This window comes from Stenotrophomonas sp. GD03654, assembly GCF_029845105.1.
Taxonomy (GTDB): domain Bacteria; phylum Pseudomonadota; class Gammaproteobacteria; order Xanthomonadales; family Xanthomonadaceae; genus Stenotrophomonas; species Stenotrophomonas africana.
Map to the genome: position 1 here is coordinate 212,548 of NZ_JAOCLC010000001.1, position 22,336 is coordinate 234,883.

19 protein-coding genes are annotated in these 22,336 nt (G+C 67.3%); 12 read left to right on the forward strand and 7 right to left on the reverse strand.

Annotation, left to right across the window (positions count from 1 at the left end; all coding sequences use genetic code 11):
- The 10 genes from N5J73_RS00980 (at nucleotide 1) to N5J73_RS01025 (ending at nucleotide 14,689) form a co-directional block, all read left to right on the forward strand.
- Nucleotides 1-666 carry an isoprenylcysteine carboxylmethyltransferase family protein gene (locus N5J73_RS00980; protein WP_017357195.1) on the forward strand — a complete coding sequence of 222 codons (666 nt, stop codon included), beginning with the start codon at nucleotides 1-3 and terminating at the stop codon, nucleotides 664-666.
- Nucleotides 663-3,050: a heavy metal translocating P-type ATPase gene (locus N5J73_RS00985; protein WP_049404642.1), complete on the forward strand. Its 2,388-nt coding sequence runs from the start codon at nucleotides 663-665 to the stop codon at nucleotides 3,048-3,050. The genes N5J73_RS00980 and N5J73_RS00985 overlap by 4 nt, the downstream gene beginning before the upstream one ends.
- Nucleotides 3,047-3,454, forward strand: coding sequence for a hypothetical protein (locus N5J73_RS00990; protein ID WP_049436410.1), 408 nt, complete (start codon nucleotides 3,047-3,049; stop codon nucleotides 3,452-3,454). The genes N5J73_RS00985 and N5J73_RS00990 overlap by 4 nt, the downstream gene beginning before the upstream one ends.
- A gap of 82 nt (nucleotides 3,455-3,536) precedes the next feature.
- Nucleotides 3,537-4,922: an MBL fold metallo-hydrolase gene (locus tag N5J73_RS00995; protein WP_017357192.1), complete on the forward strand. Its 1,386-nt coding sequence runs from the start codon at nucleotides 3,537-3,539 to the stop codon at nucleotides 4,920-4,922.
- Nucleotides 4,919-6,436: a thymidine phosphorylase family protein gene (locus N5J73_RS01000; protein WP_154352390.1), complete on the forward strand. Its 1,518-nt coding sequence runs from the start codon at nucleotides 4,919-4,921 to the stop codon at nucleotides 6,434-6,436. The genes N5J73_RS00995 and N5J73_RS01000 overlap by 4 nt, the downstream gene beginning before the upstream one ends.
- Nucleotides 6,433-7,347 carry a ribose-phosphate diphosphokinase gene (locus N5J73_RS01005; protein ID WP_017355176.1) on the forward strand — a complete coding sequence of 305 codons (915 nt, stop codon included), beginning with the start codon at nucleotides 6,433-6,435 and terminating at the stop codon, nucleotides 7,345-7,347. The genes N5J73_RS01000 and N5J73_RS01005 overlap by 4 nt, the downstream gene beginning before the upstream one ends.
- Nucleotides 7,344-9,809, forward strand: coding sequence for a hypothetical protein (locus N5J73_RS01010; RefSeq protein ID WP_017355175.1), 2,466 nt, complete (start codon nucleotides 7,344-7,346; stop codon nucleotides 9,807-9,809). Before N5J73_RS01005 ends, N5J73_RS01010 begins: the two co-directional genes overlap by 4 nt.
- A 25-nt stretch (nucleotides 9,810-9,834) precedes the next feature.
- Nucleotides 9,835-11,427 (forward strand): AarF/UbiB family protein, encoded by a 1,593-nt coding sequence (locus N5J73_RS01015; RefSeq protein WP_017355174.1) that lies wholly within the window; start codon nucleotides 9,835-9,837, stop codon nucleotides 11,425-11,427.
- A gap of 63 nt (nucleotides 11,428-11,490) precedes the next feature.
- The gene (locus N5J73_RS01020; protein WP_082316348.1) at nucleotides 11,491-13,566 is read left to right on the forward strand and encodes a heavy metal translocating P-type ATPase; all 2,076 of its coding nucleotides are present in this window, start codon (nucleotides 11,491-11,493) and stop codon (nucleotides 13,564-13,566) included.
- Nucleotides 13,567-13,585: 19 nt separating this feature from the next.
- On the forward strand, nucleotides 13,586-14,689 hold the full coding sequence (locus tag N5J73_RS01025) for an acetate/propionate family kinase (RefSeq protein ID WP_036196077.1): 1,104 nt from the start codon (nucleotides 13,586-13,588) through the stop codon (nucleotides 14,687-14,689).
- Between the two features lie 36 nt (nucleotides 14,690-14,725).
- Here N5J73_RS01025 and N5J73_RS01030 read toward each other — a convergent pair whose 3' ends face one another.
- From N5J73_RS01030 to N5J73_RS01045, 4 genes are all read right to left on the reverse strand, one after another.
- On the reverse strand, nucleotides 14,726-15,925 hold the full coding sequence (locus tag N5J73_RS01030; RefSeq protein ID WP_017355170.1) for a hypothetical protein: 1,200 nt from the start codon (nucleotides 15,923-15,925) through the stop codon (nucleotides 14,726-14,728).
- Between the two features lie 94 nt (nucleotides 15,926-16,019).
- Nucleotides 16,020-16,232, reverse strand: coding sequence for a GDCCVxC domain-containing (seleno)protein (locus N5J73_RS01035; RefSeq protein WP_083536958.1), 213 nt, complete (start codon nucleotides 16,230-16,232; stop codon nucleotides 16,020-16,022).
- The gene (locus N5J73_RS01040; RefSeq protein ID WP_017355169.1) at nucleotides 16,225-16,512 is read right to left on the reverse strand and encodes a heavy-metal-associated domain-containing protein; all 288 of its coding nucleotides are present in this window, start codon (nucleotides 16,510-16,512) and stop codon (nucleotides 16,225-16,227) included. Before N5J73_RS01040 ends, N5J73_RS01035 begins: the two co-directional genes overlap by 8 nt.
- Before the next feature lie 8 nt (nucleotides 16,513-16,520).
- Nucleotides 16,521-16,877, reverse strand: a complete 357-nt coding sequence (locus tag N5J73_RS01045; RefSeq protein ID WP_017355168.1) for a mercuric transporter MerT family protein — start codon at nucleotides 16,875-16,877, stop codon at nucleotides 16,521-16,523.
- Nucleotides 16,878-16,918: 41 nt separating this feature from the next.
- Here N5J73_RS01045 and N5J73_RS01050 point away from each other — a divergent pair, with 41 nt between their 5' ends.
- Both N5J73_RS01050 and N5J73_RS01055 read left to right on the forward strand, forming a co-directional pair.
- Entirely contained in the window at nucleotides 16,919-17,344 is a 426-nt protein-coding gene (locus N5J73_RS01050; protein ID WP_017355167.1) for a MerR family transcriptional regulator, read from the forward strand.
- A 696-nt stretch (nucleotides 17,345-18,040) separates the two neighbouring features.
- The gene (locus N5J73_RS01055) at nucleotides 18,041-18,559 is read left to right on the forward strand and encodes an N-acetyltransferase (protein WP_154353609.1); all 519 of its coding nucleotides are present in this window, start codon (nucleotides 18,041-18,043) and stop codon (nucleotides 18,557-18,559) included.
- 129 nt (nucleotides 18,560-18,688) lie between these two features.
- On the opposite strand, the gene N5J73_RS01060 is transcribed toward N5J73_RS01055, so the two are convergent.
- From N5J73_RS01060 to N5J73_RS01070, 3 genes are all read right to left on the reverse strand, one after another.
- The gene (locus N5J73_RS01060; RefSeq protein WP_154352389.1) at nucleotides 18,689-18,898 is read right to left on the reverse strand and encodes a hypothetical protein; all 210 of its coding nucleotides are present in this window, start codon (nucleotides 18,896-18,898) and stop codon (nucleotides 18,689-18,691) included.
- A 61-nt stretch (nucleotides 18,899-18,959) separates the two neighbouring features.
- On the reverse strand, nucleotides 18,960-21,011 hold the full coding sequence (locus N5J73_RS01065; protein WP_154352388.1) for a ParB/RepB/Spo0J family partition protein: 2,052 nt from the start codon (nucleotides 21,009-21,011) through the stop codon (nucleotides 18,960-18,962).
- A 79-nt stretch (nucleotides 21,012-21,090) separates the two neighbouring features.
- A complete protein-coding gene (locus tag N5J73_RS01070; protein ID WP_154352387.1) occupies nucleotides 21,091-21,915 on the reverse strand; it encodes a DUF932 domain-containing protein in 825 nt (274 codons plus the stop codon).
- Nucleotides 21,916-22,336: the final 421 nt, after the last annotated feature.

Sequence of the window (22,336 nt, forward strand, 5' to 3'; positions counted from 1 at the left end):
ATGCAGGCACCCGACTCCGGCTACGGTCTTTGGCTCCTCGCCGCCATCAACGCCGCGTTCTTCATCTTCTTCGCCTGGAGCTTCTACAAACCGCTGACCCGTTGGGACTGGCGTGGGTTCGGTATGTTCTCCGCCTTCGTCGTGGCCCTGTTCGCGGAAATGTATGGCTTCCCGCTGACGCTGTACGTCCTGGGCGGCTGGCTCAGCGCCAACTATCCGCAGGTGGACTGGCTGAGCCATGACGCGGGCCATCTGCTCGAGATGTGGTTCGGCTGGCGCGCCAACCCGCATTTCGGCCCATTCCACATCGCAAGCTTCGTCCTGATCGGCGGCGGCTTCTGGCTGCTGTCGGCCGCCTGGCCGGTGCTGTATCGGGCACAGCGTGAAGGCCGGCTCGCCCGCGAGGGCGTGTATGCGCGCATGCGTCACCCGCAGTACGTCGCCTTCCTGCTCGTGCTGACCGGTTTCCTGCTGCAGTGGCCCACGCTGCTCACGCTCGCCAGCTATCCAGTGCTCGTGTGGGCCTATGCCCGCCTGGCGCGTCGTGAGGAAAAAGACTGCTTGAGCCGCTTCGGCGACGACTACGTCCGCTACATGCAGGAAGTGCCGGCCTTCATCCCGCGACGCCGGCGCGGCCCCGCTCCATCCCAAGGAGAAACCCGATGACGCACGTCCACAAACCCACTGTGCGCACGCGCACCTGGCCCATCGGCGACATGGTGAGTGCCGGCTGCGCGCGCACGCTGGAGAAGGCCGTGGCCGCGCTGCCTGGAGTCAACGCCACCAGCGCGAATTTCGCTACCGCGACCCTGCAGGTGTCCTACGACCCGGCCCGCCTGTCGGCGGGCGCGGTCGCCACCGCGATCCGCGACTGCGGCTTCCAATGCAACGCGCCGATGCCCGATGCCGACCCCGCCGCAGGCGCGCACGCCCATGCTGCGCATGCCGGGCACGGACAGGAATTGGCCGCAGAGCGCCCCGCTGACGCCCACGCCGGCCACGGCGATGACGCCACGGATGCCGGGGGCCACGACGCCCATGCGGGCATGAACCACGGCAGCGATCTGCACGCCGCGGCGCGCGACATGGGCCGCCGCTTCCTGGTCGCCCTCGCCTTCGCGATCCCGGTATTCGTGTGGTCGCCCATGGGCGGGCTGATAGAGCCGCCGCCGGTGCCGTTCGGACTGCGCGAGAACGTCTGGTTGTTCCTGCTGGCGACCGGCGCCGTGCTGTATCCGGGCTGGCCATTCTTCAGCGCCGCGATCCGGTCCCTGCGACGGGGTGTGCTGGACATGGCGGTCCTGGTGCTCCTGAGCGTGGGCACAGGTTACGGTTTCAGCATCGCGTCGACGTTCTTCTTCGACGGGCCGAACTTCTACGAGGCCTCGGCCGTCCTGCTGACCTTCGTCCTGCTTGGCCACTGGCTCGAGATGCGGGCTCGCGCCGGCGCCTCGGACGCCATGAAAGCGCTGCTGAAGCTGTCCCCACCCCGCGCGGTCGTCCGGCGCGAGGGGCAGGAGCTCGACATTCCCACCGCTGAAGTGCTGGTCGGCGAGACCGTGATCGTGCGGCCCGGGGCGAAGATCCCGGTCGATGGCATCGTGACGGAAGGCAGCTCTCAGGTCGACGAATCCATGCTGACCGGCGAGTCGATGCCGGTGCGCAAGGATCCCGGAGAGTCCGTCGTCGGCGGATCGATCAACAAGAGCGGCGCATTCGCCTACACCGCCACCAAGATCGGCAGCGACACGGCACTGGCGCAGATCATCAAGCTGGTCCAGACCGCGCAGAACTCCAAGGCGCCCGCGCAGCTGCTCGCCGACCGCGCCTCGCAATGGCTGGTGCTGGCTGCGATCGTGATCGGGCTGCTGACCTTCGCGGTCTGGTTCTGGTGGCTGGGACAGCCGCTGCTGTTCGCGCTCACGCTGACGATCACCGTCTTCGTCATCGCCTGCCCCGATGCACTCGGTTTGGCCACGCCGATGGCGATCATGATCGGCACTGGCCTGGGGGCACGACACGGCATCCTCTTCAAGCATGCCGAATCGATTGAGAAGAGCGCACGCCTGGACGTGGTGATCTTCGACAAGACCGGCACCCTGACGGTCGGCGCCCCCGAGGTGGTCGACATGGCGGTCGCGCCGGGCTGGACGCAGGAGCGGTTGCTGGCCGCGGCCGCCGCGGTCGAGGCGCACTCCGAGCACCCGCTGGCGCAGGCCATCCTGAAGCGTGCCGGTCCGGTAGCCGAGCGCGCTACCGCGTTCACCAACATCGATGGCCAGGGCGCTACCGGCGTGGTTGACGGGGTGCAGGTGGTGCTGGGCAACCGGATCCTGATGGTCGAGCACGGCATCGACCTCTCGGTATTGGAAGCGGAGGCTGCGCGCCTCACCGGTGCCGGTCGCACGGTGATCTATGCCGGGGTGGGTGACCGGCTCGCAGGCTTCTTCGCGATTGCCGACGCGATCCGGGAGACCTCGCGCGCGGCCATCGACGAATTGCACCGGCGCAACATCAAGGTGGCGATGATCACCGGCGACAACCGCCCCACGGCCGAGCGCGTGGCACAGGACCTGGGAATCGACATCGTGCTGGCCGACGTGCTGCCGGGCGGCAAGGCCGATGAGGTCATCAAGCTGCAGTCGCAGGGCCTCAAGGTCGGCATGGTGGGCGACGGCATCAACGACGCACCGGCGCTCACCCAAGCCGACGTTGGGTTCGCGATCGGCGCCGGCACCGACGTCGCCATCGAGAGTGCCGACATCGTGCTCATGCACAGCGACCCTTATGACGTCGTTCGCGCGACCACCATCGCCCACGCCACTCTGCGCAAGATGCATCAGAATCTGGGCTGGGCCGTGGGCTACAACGTGCTGGCCTTTCCGCTGGCGGCCGGTGTGCTCTATCCGTTCGTGCTGTCGCCAGAAATCGCCGCGCTGTCGATGTCGGGCAGTTCGGTGATCGTCGCCCTCAACGCGTTGCTGCTCAAACGCCTTCCACTGGCGGATGCCGCCACCCCTCGCAGCCCATCTAAGGAGTCCACACCATGAATACGGTCACACACGTCGCCCATTCCAGACCCCGAGGTACCAATCGCAGCCATTGGGTCGCCGCACTGGCCCTCGCGCTCGCGTTCGCATTGCCGGGGGTCGTCTCCGCGAACGAGGGTGGGTTCCGCCACAACGTGTTGATGCGCGGCCAGGTGCTGGAAAAGCAGGACGGAACGCTTGTGGTCTGTGTCGGGCAGGCCGACGGTGCCCAGGTCGGGCAGGTGCTGGACGTGATCCGGCACAAGCGCCGTATCCGGCATTCGCGGGCCGGCGGTCCACGCTACCGCCGCGAGAACGTTGGCCAAGTGCGCATCGTCGAACTGTTCGACAGCCACTACGCGGAGGCTGAAGTGATCTCCGGGAGCCCCAAGGTCAACGACACAGTGGAGCTGATCCGCCCCTGACAGGCGCGCGGGCGATGCAGATGCGCCTCGGCCCTCGCCATGCCCTCCGCAATCACTTCCCTTCCAGGACAGGAGCCACACCATGACAGCGTCTTCCAACCCCACCCTGCAATTCCTCGGTGCCGCGGGCACCGTGACCGGCTCGCGCTACCTGGTCGAGGCCAACGGTCAGCGCGTGCTCGTGGACTGCGGCCTGTTCCAGGGCTACAAGCAATTGCGCGAGCGCAACTGGGCTCCGTTTCCCGTCGAGGCGTCATCAATCGACGCGGTGGTCCTGACCCACGCCCACCTGGACCATTCGGGCTACTTGCCCGCACTGGTCAAACAAGGGTTCCGCGGCCGGATCCACTGCACCCATGGCAGCGTGGCCCTGTGCGGCCTGCTGCTTCCCGACAGCGGACACCTGCTCGAAGAGGAGGCCAAGTACGCGGCCCGCAAGGGGTACTCCAAGCACAAGGAACCACGGCCGCTTTATACCGAGGATGACGCCCGCCGCAGCCTGAAGCAGCTCAAGGGGCATGACTATGGTCGCGACATCGAGGTCGCATCAGGCGTCACGATCCGCTTCCATCCTGCCGGCCACATCCTGGGCGCTGCCCATGTCAGCCTTGACGTCCAGGGCCAGCGCCTGCACTTCAGTGGCGACCTGGGACGGCAGCAGGAGTCGCTGATGAATCCGCCGACGCCCCTGCCCGCCTGTGACGTCCTGGTCTGCGAATCCACATATGGCAATCGGGAACACATTCCGATCGACCAAGAAGCCGAGCTGGCACCGATCATCCGCCGCGTTGCCGCCCGCGGGGGCGTGATCGTCATTCCCGCCTTTGCCATCGGCCGCGCCCAGGCGCTCATGCTGCATATCGCCCGGCTGCGTGAGCGCAAGGACATCCCTCGCGTGCCGGTCTACCTCAACAGCCCGATGGCGATCAACGCGACCCGGCACTACCACGACCACCACTCCGAGCACCACGTGTCCGACGAGGACTGCCAGCGGATGTTCGACGTGGCCACCTTCGTCAACACTGTAGAAGAGTCGAAGGCACTCAACCGCCAGCGCGGGCCGATGATCATCATCTCGGCCAGCGGCATGATCACCGGCGGGCGCGTGCTGCACCACATCGAGGCGTTCGGCCCCGATGACCGCAACGCGATCCTGCTCGCGGGCTACCAGGCCGGAGGAACACGCGGTGCCGCGCTGGCGGCAGGCAAGCGCACGTTGCGCATGTTCGGCCGCGAGGTCCCCATCCGCGCCGAGGTGGTGCAGCTGGAGGGCTTCTCCGGCCACGCCGACGCCGGGGAGCTGCTGGACTGGATGCGCACCGCGCCGTCCGCGCCGCGCATGGTCTACCTCACCCACGGCGAGCCCGACGCTGCAGACACGCTGCGCGGGCGCGTGCAGCGTGAACTGGGCTGGCGTGCGCGCGTGCCGGGGCACCTGGAGCAAGTCGGATTGGAGGATGCGAGATGACCACGCAGGCCCCGGGCCACACCCGCCTGCGCGTCACCCGTGCCGGCATCGACACCTACCAGCAGCCGGTGGTCTATATGCACCGCGACTGCGAGGTCTGTCGCTCGGAAGGCTTTGCCGCGTTGACGCGCGTCAGGCTGGACGTGGACGCCCGCACGCTGGTGGCGACGCTGAACGTGGTCATCGACGATCGGCTCGGCCTGGACGAGGTGGCGTTGTCGGAGGCCGCGTGGACGCTCCTCGATCCCGCGCCCGACGCCCTCGCCGGCGTCAGGCACGCGGAACCCGCGGCGTCGGCGGGCGCGCTCCGTGCCAAGGTGTTCGGCGCCCGGTTGGACGACGCGCAGTACTTCGCCCTGGTGCAGGACGTGATGGAAAGCAGGTTGTCGGACCTGGAGCTTGCAGCTTTCGTCACTGCCAGCGCGGGTGACCGCCTGGACCATGCGGAGACGACCGCGCTGACGCGAGCCATGATCTCCGTGGGCCAGCGCCTGGACTGGGGCGAAGGGCCGGTGCTGGACAAACACTGCGTAGGTGGCCTGCCGGGCAATCGCACCACCCCGATCGTGGTGGCCATCGTGGCTGCGCTGGGCTACCGCATCCCGAAGACCTCGTCGCGCGCGATCACGTCGCCCGCGGGCACCGCCGACACCATGGAAGTGATGGCGCCGGTGGCGCTCGACCTGGCGGCGATGCGCCGGGTGGTGGAGCGCGAGGGCGGCTGCATCGTGTGGGGTGGCAACGTGCGCCTGAGCCCGGCCGACGACATCCTGATCCGGGTCCAGCGCCCGCTGGATTTCGACAGCGACGGCCAACTGGTCGCCAGCGTGCTGTCGAAGAAGATAGCCGCGGGCTCCACCCACGTCCTGATCGACATGCCGGTGGGTCCGACGGCCAAGGTGCGAGGTGAGGCCGCGGCCCACAGCCTCGGCACGCGGCTTGCCCACACCGCGGGCGCGCTGGGATTGCAGTTGGGCATCCATCGCTCCGACGGCACCCAGCCGGTGGGTCGGGGAATCGGCCCGGCGCTCGAGGCGCACGACGTGCTCAAGGTGCTGCGCAACGCGGCCGATGCACCCGCCGACCTTCGCGAACGCGCACTTGCGCTGTCCGCGGCGCTGCTGGACATGGCAGCGGGCAGCAACGCCGGCACCGGACTGGAGCGCGCGCGCGGCGTGCTGGATTCCGGGGCGGCGCTGGCCAAGTTCCTGGCGATCTGCGAGGCCCAGGGAGGCTTCCGCGAACCGCCACGGGCGGCGTTCACCGCCGACGTCCCGGCGCCTGCATCGGGCCGCATCGCGGCGATCGACAACCGCAGGCTGGCCAAACTGGCCAAGCTGGCCGGCGCCCCGACATCCCCCACCGCCGGCCTCGAAACCGGTCTGCGGATCGGCGATACGGTCGAGCGCGGACAGCCCATGATGACCCTGCATGCGGAGTCGCCGGGAGAACTGGCCTACGCCCTGGAGCACGCCGCGACGCTGCAACCCTTTGTGCTTGGAGAGGTTCCATGACCCGTGTGCTGATGCCCTTCCCGGCCGATGCAGTGTTGGCCGGCACCATCAACCAGCCCCTGCAGGCGCGCATTGCACCCGTGGCCTGGCGGCACTTCCCCGATGGCGAGTCGCTGGTCACCCTGGACGACGCACTGGACGGCGCCGATGTGGCGATCCTGGCCAGCCTGCGCAACGCCGATGCCCTGGCCCTCCCGCTGCGCTTCGCCGCCCGGACCGCGCGCGAGTTCGGGGCTCGTTCGGTCGGCCTCATCGCACCCTACCTGGGGTATATGCGCCAGGACACCCGCTTCCATCGCGGCGAGGCGGTCAGTACACCGCTGTTTGCGCAATTCCTCGAAGAGGCTTTCGACTGGCTGGTGACCGTGGACCCGCACCTGCACCGCGTCGAGCGCCTGCAGTCGCTCTACCGCATTCCGACGGTCCACGTATCGGCGACGCCGGCCGTGGCCCGCTGGATCGCTGAGACCGTCCCCGACGCTGTGCTGATCGGCCCTGACAGCGAGAGCGAGCAGTGGGTAGCGGACATCGCCGCCCTGTCCGGCATGCCCTACCAGGTGCTGGCCAAGGAGCGGCACGGCGACTACGACGTGCGCGTCAGCCTGCCCGACCCGCAGGCCGTGGCGGGCCGGACCCCGGTCCTGATCGACGACATCGTGTCGTCCGGCCACACCATCCTGGAGACCCTCGCACACCTGCGCCGGTTGTCGTTGCCGCCGCCACTGCTGGTCGCCATCCATCCGGTGTTCGCCGGCGATGCCTATGCCCGCCTGCAGGAAGCAGGTCTGGCCCGCATCGTCAGTACCGACACCATTGCCCACCCGTCGAACGCGATCGCGCTCGGCGCGGACCTCGCTGACGCGGCATCGACCCTGATGTCCGCTTCGGCCGACTCCCCGGAGGACCCATGAACCTGCATCTCAACTGCTGCACCGCCGACCAGCTGTCGGCCGCCGAGCGCCAGCGGACCCTTGAACTCGCCGACGCCCACCGGCGGGCCGATCCCGCGTTTGACCATTGGGCGGCCGGCTACGGCGTGATCCGACATGACCCGCTCACCCAGCTCCGGGTCCGCCAGATGGTGCACGAGCTGGTGGCCTTGGGCCGCACGCCCGATGCCGGCACCGCCTGGCAGCGGCTCGCCGCGGCCGATCGCGTCACCAGCGCCGGCATGTGGCTGGTGGCCCACATGACCTACAGCCAGCGGGTCCGCACCGACGGCGCGGCCCTCGAGGCCGATGACTTCAAGGCCACGCCCGAAGGCCACACTGGCGGGTCCCTCAACATGGTGCCGGCCTACGCCGGCTACCTGCTGATGGACGCCCTGGATGGCGTCACCCGCGCATGGATGATGGGCCAGGGGCACTGCGTGGCCGCCATCGACGCGCTGAACGTGCTGGTTGGCAACATGACCGCCCGGCACGCCGAACGTTACGACCGCTCCGACGCGGGGCTGAGCCGGTTCGTCGGCGACTTCTATGCCTACACCCTCAATCCGGACGGAACACCGGCGTCGCCCCTGGGCTCCCACGTCAATGCGCACACCGCCGGGGGCGTGATGGAAGGCGGCTATCTCGGCTTTGCCGAACTGCAGTACGTGCATGCACCGCTCAAGGACGAACGCCTGGTGGCGTTCCTCAGCGACGGTGCGTTCGAGGAACAGCGCGGCAGCGACTGGGCGCCGCGCTGGTGGCGTGCCGAGGACAGCGGGCTGGTCAGCCCGATCATCATCCTCAACGGGCGGCGCATCGAACAGCGCAGCCAGATCGCCCAGCAGGGCGGCGAGCGGTGGCTGGACCGGCACCTGCGATTGAACGGCTTTGATCCGATCGCGCTGGACGGGCGCGATCCGGCCAGCATCGCGTGGGGTATCCATGTGATGGAGTCGCGCCTGCAAGCGGGCGCCGCCGTTCCCGATGCCGACGTGCGGCTGCCCTATGGCATTGCCGAAACCGTGAAGGGCTTCGGATTCCCCGGCGCCGGGACCAACGCCTCGCACAACCTGCCCCTGCCCGGGAATCCGTCGAAGGAGGCCGAGGCACGCGCGCTCTTCAATCAAGGCGCCGCGGCGCTGTTCGTGGCCGCGTCCGAGCTCGAGGAGGCTGTTGCCGCACTCAACAGCCACGACCTCCAGCAGCGCGTGCGCGAGCGCGACCATGCGCTGGCCGATCGCCAGGTGGAACCGCCCCGCGTCCCGGCGATCGCCGACCGCGGCGCCGGCGGCGAGAGCTCGCCGATGACCGCGCTCGACGAGCAGTTCGTCGCCATCGCCGAAGCGAACCCGGGGCTGCGCGTGCGCGTGGGCAATCCTGACGAGCTGCGCAGCAACAAGCTCGATCGCACCCTGGACGCAATGAAGCACCGGGTGCACGAGCCCGAGCCCGGTGTCGCGGAATCGACCACTGGCGCGGTCATCACCGCGCTTAATGAGGAAGCCGTGGTATGCGCCGCGCTCGGCAACAAGGGCGGGCTGAACCTGGTGGTCACCTACGAGGCGTTCGCACCGAAGATGCTTGGCGCCGTGCGCCAGGAATTGATCTTCGCGCGTCACCAGGCACAGGCGGGGCGACCGCCCGGCTGGCTGGGCGTGCCTCTCGTGCTGACCTCGCACACGTGGGAGAACGCGAAGAACGAGCAGTCCCATCAGGATCCGACCATGGCCGAGGCGCTCCTGGGCGAAATGGCCGACATATCGCGCGTGGTGTTTCCCCCGGACGCCAACGGCGCCGCCGCGGCCCTCGCCCACGCCTACGCGCAACGCGGCACGGTCACCACCCTGGTCGTCCCCAAGCGACCGGTGCCGCACGAGCTGACACCGACGCAGGCGCAGGCGCTGGCCACCCAAGGTGCGCTGTGCCTGGCCGGCAACCCGGCGACAGCGGCGATCCTGCTGGTCGCCACCGGTGCTTACCAATTGCAGGAAGTGCGCCACGCGCAGGTGCGCCTCGTTGAACGTGGCGTGTCGGCCGCGATCGTCTATCTCGGCGAGCCCGGCCGGTTCCGCACGCCGCGCGATCCGGACGAGGCGCGGTACGTGCACTCCGACAGCGAGGTCCATGCACTGTTCCCGGCGGAACGGCCGCGCATATTCGTCACGCATACGCGGCCCGAGCCCTTCCTGGGCGCGCTGCGCCGGCTCGACACTGGCCCGGCCACGACCGCGGCGCTCGGCTTCGTCAACCGCGGCGGCACGCTGGACGTGCCGGGACTGCTGTTCGCCAACCGCAGCACCTGGGCGCACGTGGTCGATGCGGCCGCGGGCGTCCTCGGCCAGTCCCGGGGCGGCCTGTTGTCGGAAGCGGAGCTGGCGGCAGTGGATGGTCGGGGCGATCCGGCCACGATCCTGCGTCCTGCAAGTGGGTCGACGCCATGAGTTGTCCAACCGGGAGCGCGCGTTGATGGCGGGCACGGTGCGGCGCGGAGGCCAGATTGCCTGGGCGGGACTCAAGCTCGGCGTCGCCGTGCTGCGCCTGCGCCGACGTGCACCCGACCTGCTTCCGGCATACGTCAGCACCACACTGGTGGGGTTGGGCACCACCTTCGTCAAGCTGGGCCAGGGCTTGAGCCTGCGCTGGGACCTGCTGCCGGCGCCCTATCGCGAGGCGCTGTCGCGATTGCACAGCGATGTGCCCCCCTTCCCGGCGGAGGAGGCCATGCGTATCGTCGAACAGGCGTTTGGCGCGCCGGTCGGCGAACTTTTCGCCAGCTTCGATGACAAGCCCCTGGCCGCGGCTTCAGTGGCCCAGATCCATCCAGCGCGCATGCATGATGGTCGCGATGTGGTCGTCAAGATCACCCGCCCCGGGATCCATGCCCAGGTGCAGGCGGATCTGCTGCTCCTGCGGCGCACGATGCGCGTCGCCCAGTGGATCTGGCCGCCACTGAAACGCCACCGGCCGCTCGAACTGGTGGACGAACTAGGCGCATTCCTGCGTGACGAGATCGACATGCGTCACGAGGCGCAGAACATGCGGCGCATGGCCAAGGTGCTGGATGCCCTGCCCGGCATCACCCAGCCGCACGTCGTCGAGCCGTATGCCACCCGCAACGTGCTTGTGCAGGATCGAAGCCACGGGACCCGTCTGGAGGCCGCGTACGGCACAGCGGCCGCTCCCGCACTGGCAAGGGCGCTGCTCGGTGCCTACGTGCATCAGCTCTTCGGCGCCGGCGTCTTCCATGCCGACCCGCACCCGGGGAATCTGTTCTTCTTTGACGACGGTCGCCTGTGCCTGCATGACTTTGGATCGATCGGCGTGCTCGACCCTGCATCCCGGCTCGCGCTCGGCGGCATGGTCGAGGCCATTGCGGCCGACGACGCCGAGGGCGTGCTGGATGCAGCGATCGCCATGGGCTTCTTCCCGTCGCAGGTCGACCGCCGCTCGCATGTGCGCGAGATCCACCTGATCCTGGCCGAGATGGCCAGCCGTCCGCTGGCGCAGTGGTCCATTGCCGAGGCAATCTGGCGCGTGGCACGCATTGGGCAGGGCGCTGGCTTCCGGCTTCCGGCCCACCTGCTGTCCCTGATCCGGACGCTGTTCCTGGTCGAGAACACGCTGCGGGCGCTGGATCCGAATCTGGACCTGCTGGGGACGCTGTCCGCGCAGGCGGCCGCGATCGCCGACATTGCCGAAGCCAGCCGCCCCAGCGGCAACAGGCCGCTTGCCATGCGGCTGGCCCGCACTGCGCGCCAACTGCCACAGATCGCCACCGACCTGTTGCGGCAGGCGCAACTGAGCGACGGACGACCCGCCTTCTCCGTACACCACCATGGCCTGAGTTCCACGCAGGAGGCAATCGCGCGCACGGGCAACCGGCTGGCGTTGGCCCTGGTCACCTTGGGCCTGTACGTAAGCGGTGCGCTGTTGAGCCTGCATTCCGACGGCCCGCAAGTGTTCGGTCACATGCCTTTCCTGGCTATGGTGGCTTTCGCTGCTGCGGGATTGCTCTCACTGCGGCTGGTGATGGCCATCGCCAGATCGGGACACTTGTAACAGAACACTGATCTATCTCCCCGCTGGTGCCCGGCGCATCAGTGCATCCAGGAAGGCAGACCCATGACGCAACACAATCATCATCATCAAGATCATCAGGCGCACGGCGAGCAACCGCCGCATCCCCGCACGGGTGCTGAAGGTGACGTCCATGCCGGGCACGACAAGCATGCCGGCCACAGCGTGGCGAGCTTCCGCGACAAGTTCTGGCTCACGCTGCTGCTGACCATCCCCACTCTGATCTGGAGCGGGATGATCCAGCATTGGTTCGACTACACCGCACCACAGTTCCCGGGGTCGGCGTACATCCCGGCGGTGTTCGGCACGATCGTGTACTTCTACGGCGGCTCGCCGTTCCTCCGCGGCGGATACCACGAGCTGAGAAATCGCCTGCCGGGCATGATGACGCTGATCTCGCTTGCGATCACCGTCGCCTTCCTTTACAGCGCGTTGGTCACGCTCGGCGTTGTCGAGGGCTTGGACCTGTGGTGGGAGCTGGCGACGCTGGTGGCGATCATGTTGCTCGGCCACTGGATCGAGATGCGTTCGATCAACCAGGCACAGGGCGCTCTCAAGGAACTCGCGAAGCTGCTGCCTGATATGGCGGTGCGGTTGGATGAGGCCGGTACCGCGAAGGAAGTCCCTGTCGCGGAACTGAAGCGCGGCGACCTGCTGCTCATCAGGCCCGGCGCGAGCATTCCCGCCGACGGCGTCGTGAAGGAAGGGACCAGCGCCGTCAACGAAGCGATGATCACCGGCGAGTCCAAGCCGATGGACAAGTCGACGGGCGACCGGGTGATCGCCGGCACCGTCAACGGACAGGGCTCGTTGCGTGTCGAGGTGACGGGAACCGGCGACGAGACCGCGCTCGCGGGTATCATGCGGCTCGTCGAGCAGGCCCAGACGTCGCGCTCGCGCGCCCAGGCCCTGGCGGACCGGGCGGCGTTCTACCTCACGATCATCGCCATCGTCTCCGCCGCGGTTACCGCCATTGTCTGGCCACTCCTCGGTCGACCGTGGAGCTTCACGATCGAGCGCGTAGTGACCGTGCTCGTGATCGCCTGTCCCCATGCGCTGGGTTTGGCCATCCCGCTGGTGACCGCCATCTCGACCACGATTGGCGCACGGAACGGCCTGCTCGTGCGCGATCGACGCGGCCTGGAAGAGGCCCGTTTGCTGAACACGGTCGTGTTCGACAAGACAGGCACGCTCACGCTCGGTTCGCACCGCGTCGTGAAGACCACTGCCGCCGATGGACTCACCGACGACGAGGTGCTTCGCGTGGCCGCGTCGGTCCAGCGCGACGCTGAACATCCGATCGCGCAGGCGCTGATGACCAGCGCCAAGGAACATGGCATCGACGTTCCGATGTCGCAGGACTTCGAGTCCATGCCGGGACGCGGCGTGCGCGCAGTCGTCGAGGAGCGCTCGCTTCACGTTGGCGGGCCGGGTCTGTTGAGAATGCTCGCGGTCGAACCGCCGGAGACGCTTCGGCGGGCTGCCGAATCAGCGGCAGCCGATGGTCAATCTGCAACCTACCTGGTGGAAGGCGACCGGGTGCTCGCCGTATTTGCGATCGCGGATGCCATCCGTCCCGAATCGTTCGACGCGGTCAAGCGGCTGCACGACGAAGGACTGGAGGTTGTCCTGCTGACGGGTGATTCCACGGCGGTCGCAAACGCGGTCGCGAAGGAACTCAACATCGACACCGTCTTCGCCGAGGTATTGCCCGAGGACAAGGTGGCAAAGATCGAGGAGCTGCAGGCCCAGGGCAAGCGCGTCGCGATGGTGGGTGACGGTGTCAATGACGCTCCGGCGCTGCTCACGTCCGACGTCGGCATCGCCATCGGCACAGGGACGGACGTCGCGGTCGAGGCCGGCGACGTCGTACTCGTGCGCAGCGACCCGCGCGACGTGCCAGCGATCATCGAATTGAGCAAGGCCACCTATCGCAAGATGATCCAGAACCTGTGGTGGGCCGCCGGCTACAACATCGTCGCCATCCCTCTCGCCGCTGGCGTTCTCGCCGCATGGGGGATCCTGCTGCAACCTGCGCTTGGGGCAGTGCTCATGTCGCTGAGCACCGTCGTTGTGGCAATCAATGCGCAGTTGTTGCGCCGGGCGGTGCGGTCCCCATGAACATGATTCGGGGACACCTGTGACCACGCGCCGGCTTCTTGCACTCAACGTTGGCTCGTCCACCCTCAAGGGCGCGTCCTATCTGTTCAACACTGAGGGACACGGCGCGCAGTCTCGTCTGCTCGAGCGCTCCCGGGCCGAAATTCCAGTCGGCGTGGATGCGCAGGAGCGCCTTGCCACCCTGCTCGAGGCATTGTCGGAGCCGTGGCCCAGCCCCGACGTGGTGGTGCACCGAATCGTACATGGCGGTGACCTGCACGACGCCCGCGAGCTCGACGAAACCGTGCTCGCGAAACTGGATGCATTGGTGCCGTTCGCACCCTTGCACCAGCCGGTAGCCCTCGCTTTCGCGCGTGCCGCGCGCATGCGTTGGCCGCACGCGCGCCAAGGCGTGGCCTTCGACACCGACTTCCACGCGTCGCTCGCGCCCTGGAGCCGGCGCTTGCCTGTCCCTGAAGCATGGGATGCGCTGGGCATCCGCCGCTACGGTTTCCATGGACTCGCCTTTGCCTCCGCGCTCCGCATAGTGGCCAGCCACGACGCTGGAATCCTGAAGGGCCGCGCTGTCTTCGCGCATCTGGGGGGTGGCTGCAGCGTCTGCGCCGTCGAGGGCGGCCGCAGCCGCGACACCACCATGGCGCTCACTCCGCTGGGTGGAATCCCGAGCCCTACCCGCTCCGGAGATCTCGATCCCGGCGCGTTGCTGTATCTGCTGAGGCATGAACGCCTGGATGCGCAGGCGCTTGAAAACGGCCTGTACCGCAGTGCAGGCCTTGCCGGAATCGCCGGCCATGGCGACATGCGCGTGTTGCTGACGGATCCCGGCCCGCAGGCCCAGCTTGCCGTGGAGCTCTTTGCAGTCCGGATTGCGCAGTCCATCGCGGCCATGGCCACGGCAATTGGCGGTCTCGACCATGTCGTCTTTTCCGGCGGCATCGGCCATCGCGCGCCGGTTTTGCGGGCTCGCATCGTCGCGCGACTGGCCTGGCTCGGCCTGGCGCTGGCACCTGACGTCAACGATGCTGGAGCCACGCGGATCGACCGCGGGGGCGGGCCGAGCATATGGAACGTCGCGATCGATGAGGAGCGCGAACTGGCTGAATCGGCACTCGCCTGGCTGTAGCCACGACACGCCCCAAGGGTCGGCTCCGGTGGGGAATCACTCCTCGATCCGTGACGACGTGAGCACCGCTGCGAATCCACCACCGGGGGTGCGCATGTTCGTGGTCTGGCCCTGGTACAGCCTGGCCGCGAACAACAGGACACCCGCCTCGGACGCGAAGCAGCGCACATCCGCCTTGAGGGACTGGCCCCCATGCACGATCCGCATGCTCGGTGGCGCGAAGGCCTGTGCGATGTAGGTCGCCGACGCCATAGACGCCCAAGTCCGCCGGGTCAACTTGTCGCCCCGATAACTCCCACGGCTGCCAAACCCTGCTGCAGGCTTGAAGAAATATCCGTTGCGCACTGCCCACAACGCATCCCGGTTCGCGGGCACGAGTTCGACCGTGGGCGGGATCACCTGGCCCAGCAGTGCCGTCGAACCCGCATCGACCCCGAACCCGCCGAGCAGAGCCGGGTCCCCGAGCACCGCAAGGTTGCGCTTGTCGGCAAACAGCGCGTGTGCTCGGGGATGCGGCATCAGCGCGACGTCCCCTGCCAGGTAAGCCTCACGAATGTCTGCATGCGAGGCATCCTCGAGCGCGAAATCGGTCAACCGGTTGTAGACAGTGTCGATTCGACCGTGGGCATCCTCAAGCCCGTCCGAACCAAACGACAAATCCTCGGGAGCGCTGATCACGCAGTCCACGCCATGGTCCCGAAACGCGTTCGCGTACAGCACAAACTCGGGGTAAAGGAACTGCGCTCGCGGAGTGCTGTCCACGATGGCCAGGCGCGACGGCGTGCGCCCGGATTGCTGCCGAGCATCCTCCATCCAGGCCGTGACGGCCGCATCACGCGCTTGGGCCGCGTTGGTCCAGGTGGCCCATGCTGGCGGCGCGCAAGACCGCACGGCATCGAGCAACAAGGCATTGAGGAGCAGACCGCCTGGATTGGTGTTGACCTCGATCAGCCGCGGGCCATCGACCGTCAGGTGAAAGTCCAGACCCAGGACGCCCCCCGCCGAACCCGGATCATGGGTTGCAATGTCAGGGGCCCATTGCAGGACCCGTTGGCTATATCCCGGGTTTCCTGCGACGTCGAAGACCGCCGCCGCGACTCGTCCCATGGCCTCCAACGCGGGCCGATCAACGAACAAGGCATAGGGTGAAAATAAGTGCGCGTGTACGGCGGGATCAGTCGTGAACTCCGGAAAGGCACCCCGGATCGACTCGTGCAGACGGAGGATGTCGACCACTTCGCATGCACACCGCTGGTTGAGCGGCGCGCTTTCCAGGGTGGCACAGTCGATCTCGCAGCCTGTCTGTCCAACTATTATCGGAGTCCGCGGTTCAACCACAACAGGGATTGTTCTGTTGGATCGGTGGACATGGCACTGTTCCGAACGAGCAGAACACACAGCAGTCGCCTTGATGCGGACGCAAAACCGCTCCACAGCCCGTGCACTCATAGAAGAATTGACACGCTGTGATGGGCATTGTCTCGGTCGCCCGATGGCCGCACTCCGGGCAGGTCAAGACGCTTTCCAGCTTGACGTCACTCACCGCCAGTCCGCACCTTGGCCGGGAAGCCTGCTTCCGTGACTGCACGCGCGATTCCGGCTGCATCCGTCTGGCTCGATTCGAACGTCACCGTGACTGTTTCAGCCCGGGTGTCCACCTTCACATCGGCCACGCCCGGCACCTTCTCCAGCGCCTTCCTGATGGTGATGCCGCAGGCGGGACAGGTCATGTTCTCAGCATCGAGCATCACTACGGTTGCGGGCGTCGCAAGAGCGGCACCGACCGACAGAGCAGCCACCAGGGCCAGTATCCACTTGTGCATCGCGCCTCCTACAGAATCCAGACGATGTAATAGGGAAACAGCAGCAACAGGACGATGAGGGCTGTCGCCAACCAGAGCCAACGTCGCCTGCGTCGCAGAGCGTCCGGGGCGATGCAACTGCCATCCACACCGCACCGTGCCGCCGGTCGATACAGCATCCAAAACGCCACGGCCAAGGACAGTACGGCGGCGGCGCTGAACCAGGGCCTCAAGGGATCGAGAGCTGTCAGGGTGCCGATCCAGGCGCCACTGATGCCCAGCAGGACCAGCACCAGCGGCACGACGCAGCAGACCGATGCGCCAATGGCGGCGATGCTCGCGCCAACGATGGCTGGAACAGACGATTTGGCCGGGGTTGTTTGCATCAGAGCATACTAGCCTCTGTACCTAGGTACGGAGTCAAGCCGTGCGTCCGAACACGTTTACGATCAGCCGGCTGGCGGCGGCGGCCGATGTGCACGTCGAAACCGTGCGCTACTACCAGCGGCGTAGGCTGCTGCGTCAACCCGAGCGACCCATAGGAGGCGTGCGTCGTTACGACGAAAACGATGTCAATCGGCTTCAGTTCATCCGGCGCGCTCAGATGATGGGATTCAGCCTCGACGAGATCGCTGGCCTGCTAGAGATCACAGGCGAAGGTTCTTGCGAGCAGACCCGTCAGCTGACCGAGCGAAAGCTCGTCGATGTCCGTCTACGAATCCGCGAGCTGCGACAGCTGGAGAGGGATCTCGAACAGAAAATAGCGCGGTGCGCCCAAGTGCCGGCGGGAGAGTGCTGCCCAACCCTCGATTTTCTGGAGCGGCCAATAAAGCCAGCTGCGACAGGCAGTTAGCTCACTTTCGGCCCGTTTTTACACGAATCCCTGCCGACCCTCAAATTGTTTTCGCCGGACGGTTGCAGCCATGAAGCCCGAGGCGCAGCCGTGCCACCGCCAGGATTCACAACGAGACAAGGACGCCTTGGGCCGAACCGCTCCGAAAGGAGATGGGGCCGACTCGGCATCCCCGCCCGAAGGCTTCTCCAGCTCGCTCACTGACGCGGGCCAGGTCAACCACCAAATGAAAGGCGAGAAAGCCCCGGCCGCACCTTGCGGCGCCGGTCTTGAGGCGTGGCGTGGAAGCTCCATAGCGATGCCGGGCGGGTTGTCCGTGAACCGTCCTTCGTGACGTGATGGGCAGGAACCGCCAGCGTTGAGGGCAGCACGCATCCGTGCAACCTGCTGCAGCAAGGGCCAGCGTGTTCGCCAGCACCCCGTCCATCGCAGCGTAGCGCTGGCCGCGCCGATCCGGCGCAGCCGGTTCGGCCGCATCGAGGGGCGCCAAGCATCGCGCGGCGGGGATAGCCCGCAGGGCTTTCCCCTGGAGGCAAGCGAAGCGCGCAGCGCCAAAGGCGCGAAGGCGCGAGGAATTGAAGCCGAATGGCCGTGACAGCGAAGTTGACACGGGGCGCAGCCCGAAAGCCCGGCGGGGCGAAGCGCCGACACGCCCAGGCCGTTCTATATTTTCAGGAAAGAATCCAAGAGCAGTCCATGACCATCCAGCTACGACACGAAACACCTGACGACATGGCCGCCATCGAGGCCGTCACGGTCGCCGCCTTCGCCGATGCACCGCACACCAGCCACACCGAGCAGTTCATCGTGCGCGCCCTGCGCGCCGCCGACGAACTGACGCTTTCCATCGTGGCCGAGGAACACGGCCAGGTCGTCGGCCATGTGGCCCTGTCGCCCGTGACCATCACCGATCGCAACGGCCACAAGGCCGAAGGCTGGTACGGCTTGGGGCCGATCTCCGTCCTGCCGCAAAGGCAAGGGCACGGCATCGGCTCGCGCCTGATGGAACAGGCGCTGTCTGAACTGCGTGACATGCAGGCCGCGGGCTGCGTGCTGCTGGGCGATCCCGCGTATTACGCGCGTTTTGGTTTTCAGGCCCGTGCGGGCCTGCAACTGCCGGGCGTGCCGCCCGGCTACTTCATGGCACTGGCCTTCGATGGGCCGGTGCCCGAAGGCATCGCACACTACAGCGATGCTTTCAACGCCGCCGCCTGAGCCAGCGCGAAGGCGGCGGCGTTCTGAATCGGCTGCTGGCCTTGAACACCGCGCGCGGCCACTACCGCGACCGGATTTGCATTTCACCGCGCCCAGGACGGAACGGCCTGGGCGCGGTGCTGATCGCGGTTATTCCTTCGTCTCGATGAGCCACCACAAGGCGCGCGGCAAGGCGCGGCCCGTGATGGGATGAATGTCGGTGAGGTCGGCGCGGGCCGACCAGCCCGAGGGCAGGCGATAGCCGCGTACGTCGCCTGCGCCGTGCCAGCGGCGGGCGCGTACTGTGCCGGGGGCGTAGATCGCCGCCATGCGCCGGCGGCTGGTGGCGGTGTGGATCATGGAGCTTCTCCTTCCAGCGAAGCGCCCCGGTCGAGGCCGGGGCGCTTGCCTTCGGCGCGGGTCAAGCGGCCAGCACCTCGGCGGGTTCATCCGCCATTGCTTCGGCATCCTCCGAGGCGTCCTGCTCCGGGCTTTCCTCCTGCGCGGCATCCTGCGGATCTGCGGCCTTGAAGATGGCGGGCATCCAGCCCGTGCCATCGGCCAGCCGCTCGGCTTCGCTGGCAATGTCGGCCTTCTTGAGCTTCGCCAGCCGGTTGATTTGCTCGGGCGCGTACTCGCCCACGGCATCCAGAATCACGGCCTTGGAAACGTGCTTGAAGTAGCCTTCTGCGGTCGGCTTCCACCATGCGGCCATGTCGAGGCCCACGGCCTGCGCCAGTTCTTCGCCGCGATGGTGCGTCGTGGCGCGGGGCGTCACCACGTCCACCGTGGAAGCCACGCACACGGCCAGCAGTCGCACCAGTTCGTCTTGCGGCTTCGCCAGCAGCGCGGCGAACAGTTCGGCGCTGTCCTCCGGCAAGGCTTCACCGGCCACCTGTTGCAGTTCGCGCAGCGCCACGGCGGCGGGCGATTCCGGCCAGTCCGGTGCCATGCCTTCCAGCCGGTATTGCGCCGTGAGGCGCACGCCGAGCGGCAGGCCATCGCCGTAGGCGTCGGGCTGCAAGACGGTCTGCACCATGCCATGCACCAGTGCGGCCAGCGCGACATGCGGATGCCGGGCGACTTCGATTTGCAGCGCCGCCGTGCGGTGGGCGCTCAACCGCTGCGCCAGCCGGTCGGACAGGCTCGCGGCCTTGGGTGCGTCGTCGGCGTCCTCGTGCTCGTCGTTGGCGACTTCGCCTTCGGTGTTGCCGAAACCGCGCCGCAGCTTTTCCAGCGTGCGCAGCGCCTTGGCCTCGGCTTCGCGCAGCAGGCCGCGATGAATGGCGGCTTCGCCGTTGCGGTCGATGGTGACGATGACACCGGCCACCTCGCGCACTTCGGGGGCATAGCCCTGTAAGGCGTCCTCCGCGTCTTGCAGTTCGCCGATCACCTGATCGCGCCGCCGTTCCAGCTTCTCGGCCTTGGCCTCGTCCTCGGCGTCGCAGGCTTCTTCCAGTTCGGCGTCGATCTTTTCGAGGCGGGTTTCCAGCGAGGCGATGCGGCGGGCCTCGCGGGTGGTCGGCTCGCGGCGATGGCGCGGGGCGTTCTGGAACGCCTGCCGTTCCTCGTAGGCCAGATGCGGCACGGCCTCCACCCACGCCCAGCCCTCGGCGCGCACGTCCTCGGCCAGCGTTGCCAGCTTGTCGCGCACCAGCGTTTCCAGCACTGCGGTATCGGTGAGGTAGGTTCCGGCATCGCCTTCTGCGAACAGGTCGCGGCGGATGCCGCCGCCTGCCTGCCGGTAGGTGTCCAGCCCGACGAAGCGCACCAGCGCGTGCGCGGCGTCGATTTCGCGCTCGGTCAGGCGCTCGCGCAGCTTGGACGGGCTGCGCTGCCATTCCGGCGCACCATAGAACGCGGCTTCCTGCGCTGCGTGGTCGTCGGTGATGGTCAAGGCCATCAACTGTTCCAGCGTGACGGTTCCAGCGCGGTAGTCGTTCATCAGGCGCGGCGAGACGTTCGCCAGCTTCAAGCGGCGCTGCACCACCAGCGGGGACACGCCGAAGTCGGCGGCAATGTCTTCGACGGGCCGGCCTTCCTTGACCAGCGCGGCGAAGGCCGCGAACTGGTCGGCGGGGTGCATGTTCTCGCGCTGCACGTTCTCCGCGAGGCTGACGGTACGGGCGGACGCATCGGCCACCAGCAGGCACGGCACTTCATAGTCGGCGGGGATGCGCTTCTTCTTCGCCAGCAGCTTCAAGGCGGTCAGGCGGCGATCACCGGCCACCACCTCGTAAGCCTCGCCGTCCGCGGAAAGGATGACGATCAGGTTTTGCAGCAGGCCGATGCGGGCAATGCTCGCGGCCAGTTCGGGGATGGACTGGCGCGGGGTCGTGCGGACGTTGCGCCTGGAGCGGCGCGGCAACAGTTGCGACAGCGGAACCAAGATCAGGTTCTTGGTCGGGTCTGCCGCTTCCAGCGGCGCGGCGGCTTCGATGGCGACGGTTTCGGTTTTGAGTACGGCGTTCATGGTGATAACTCCTTGCGGTTAGGGATGCAGCAGCGAGAGAAGCGGCAAGGGCTGCTGCCTGCCCCTGCCGCGTGGGGATTCAGGCTTTCAACTGGCGCAGGCCATCGGCCAGCAGCCACAGGGAGCGGTTCAGGCGCACGTTTTGGTCAATGCCTTGAACGGGGCGGGTTTGCTGGCGGCGTCCGTTGGCGCTTCGCCCGGACAGTCCGCCCTTGGTCAAGTTCTCCTGCGTGCGGTTGAACACACTCCACAGGTCGCGGCGGTCGTCGTCATGGCGGCGCGGCATCAGGATTTGCGATTCCGTGATGGGCGCGGGCTTGTTCTCGTCGTACTTCAACGCCAGCGCAGCGCGGGCGAACACTTCCGATTCCCCTGCGTCCAGCGTGATAGCGCGCATGGCATCGCGGGATTCCTGCGCCCGGTCGAAGCCGTGCAGGACTTCGTATGCGCCTTCGATCACCTGTCCAGCCACGTCGCCTTTGTGAGGCACGCGCACGTCGGCCACGGTATCGCCGCAGACAAGGCCATTGCTGCAAACGAAACGAAACATCCCGGCCAGCATCTGATAGCTGCTGGTGCCGTCATGGGAGTTCAGTAGGATGATTTCGTTGGCCTCGCGGCCGTTGATCTGGCTGGCGTGGCGCAGCCGGATCATGTGCTTGGTGTAGTCGCGGCGGTCGTCGTGGCGCACGCGGGTTTGCGTCACCATGAAAGGCTCGAAACCTTCCCCGCGCAGTTCTTGCAGCACGGTCGCGGTGGGGATGTAGCTGTATCGCTCGGAGCGGCTTTCGTGCGGGGCGTCCGCGAAGATGGACGGGGCCACGGCCCGGATTTGGTCGTCGGACAAGGGACGTTCCGAACGCAGCACCGGGGAACGGGAAGCGAAGCGGGATGCGAGTTGCATGGCATTTCTCCTGACAAAGAAAAAAGGGTTTGCTGTTCACACCGCACACCGGATTCCTAGATTCGGAAGCCCAGCCTTTCGGCTGTTCGGTGCGGTCGGCACGAGGAACCCGGTTGGCCCTGTTGCCACCGTCTTTCCTGAGTTCATCGCCCGCGACGGTCAGGAGCGCGCGAACGGGTGCCGTCAAGGAGGCAAGCGCAGGGTTGGTGCGGCCCGCAGGCGCAGCCGAGGACACGGCCCTGCGCGCCTTGACGGCACACGGGCGCGGGCTACAGTCGCGGTGAAGGTGATGAAGTCAGGGGAGACGGCTGGACATGGCAACGGCCCCTCGACACGCCGACCGCACGGCAAGCGAAGCGCGCAGGCCCGGATCTAGGAATCAGGGCCGGCGGCGTCAGCCGAGCGGAGCGAGGGAACGATG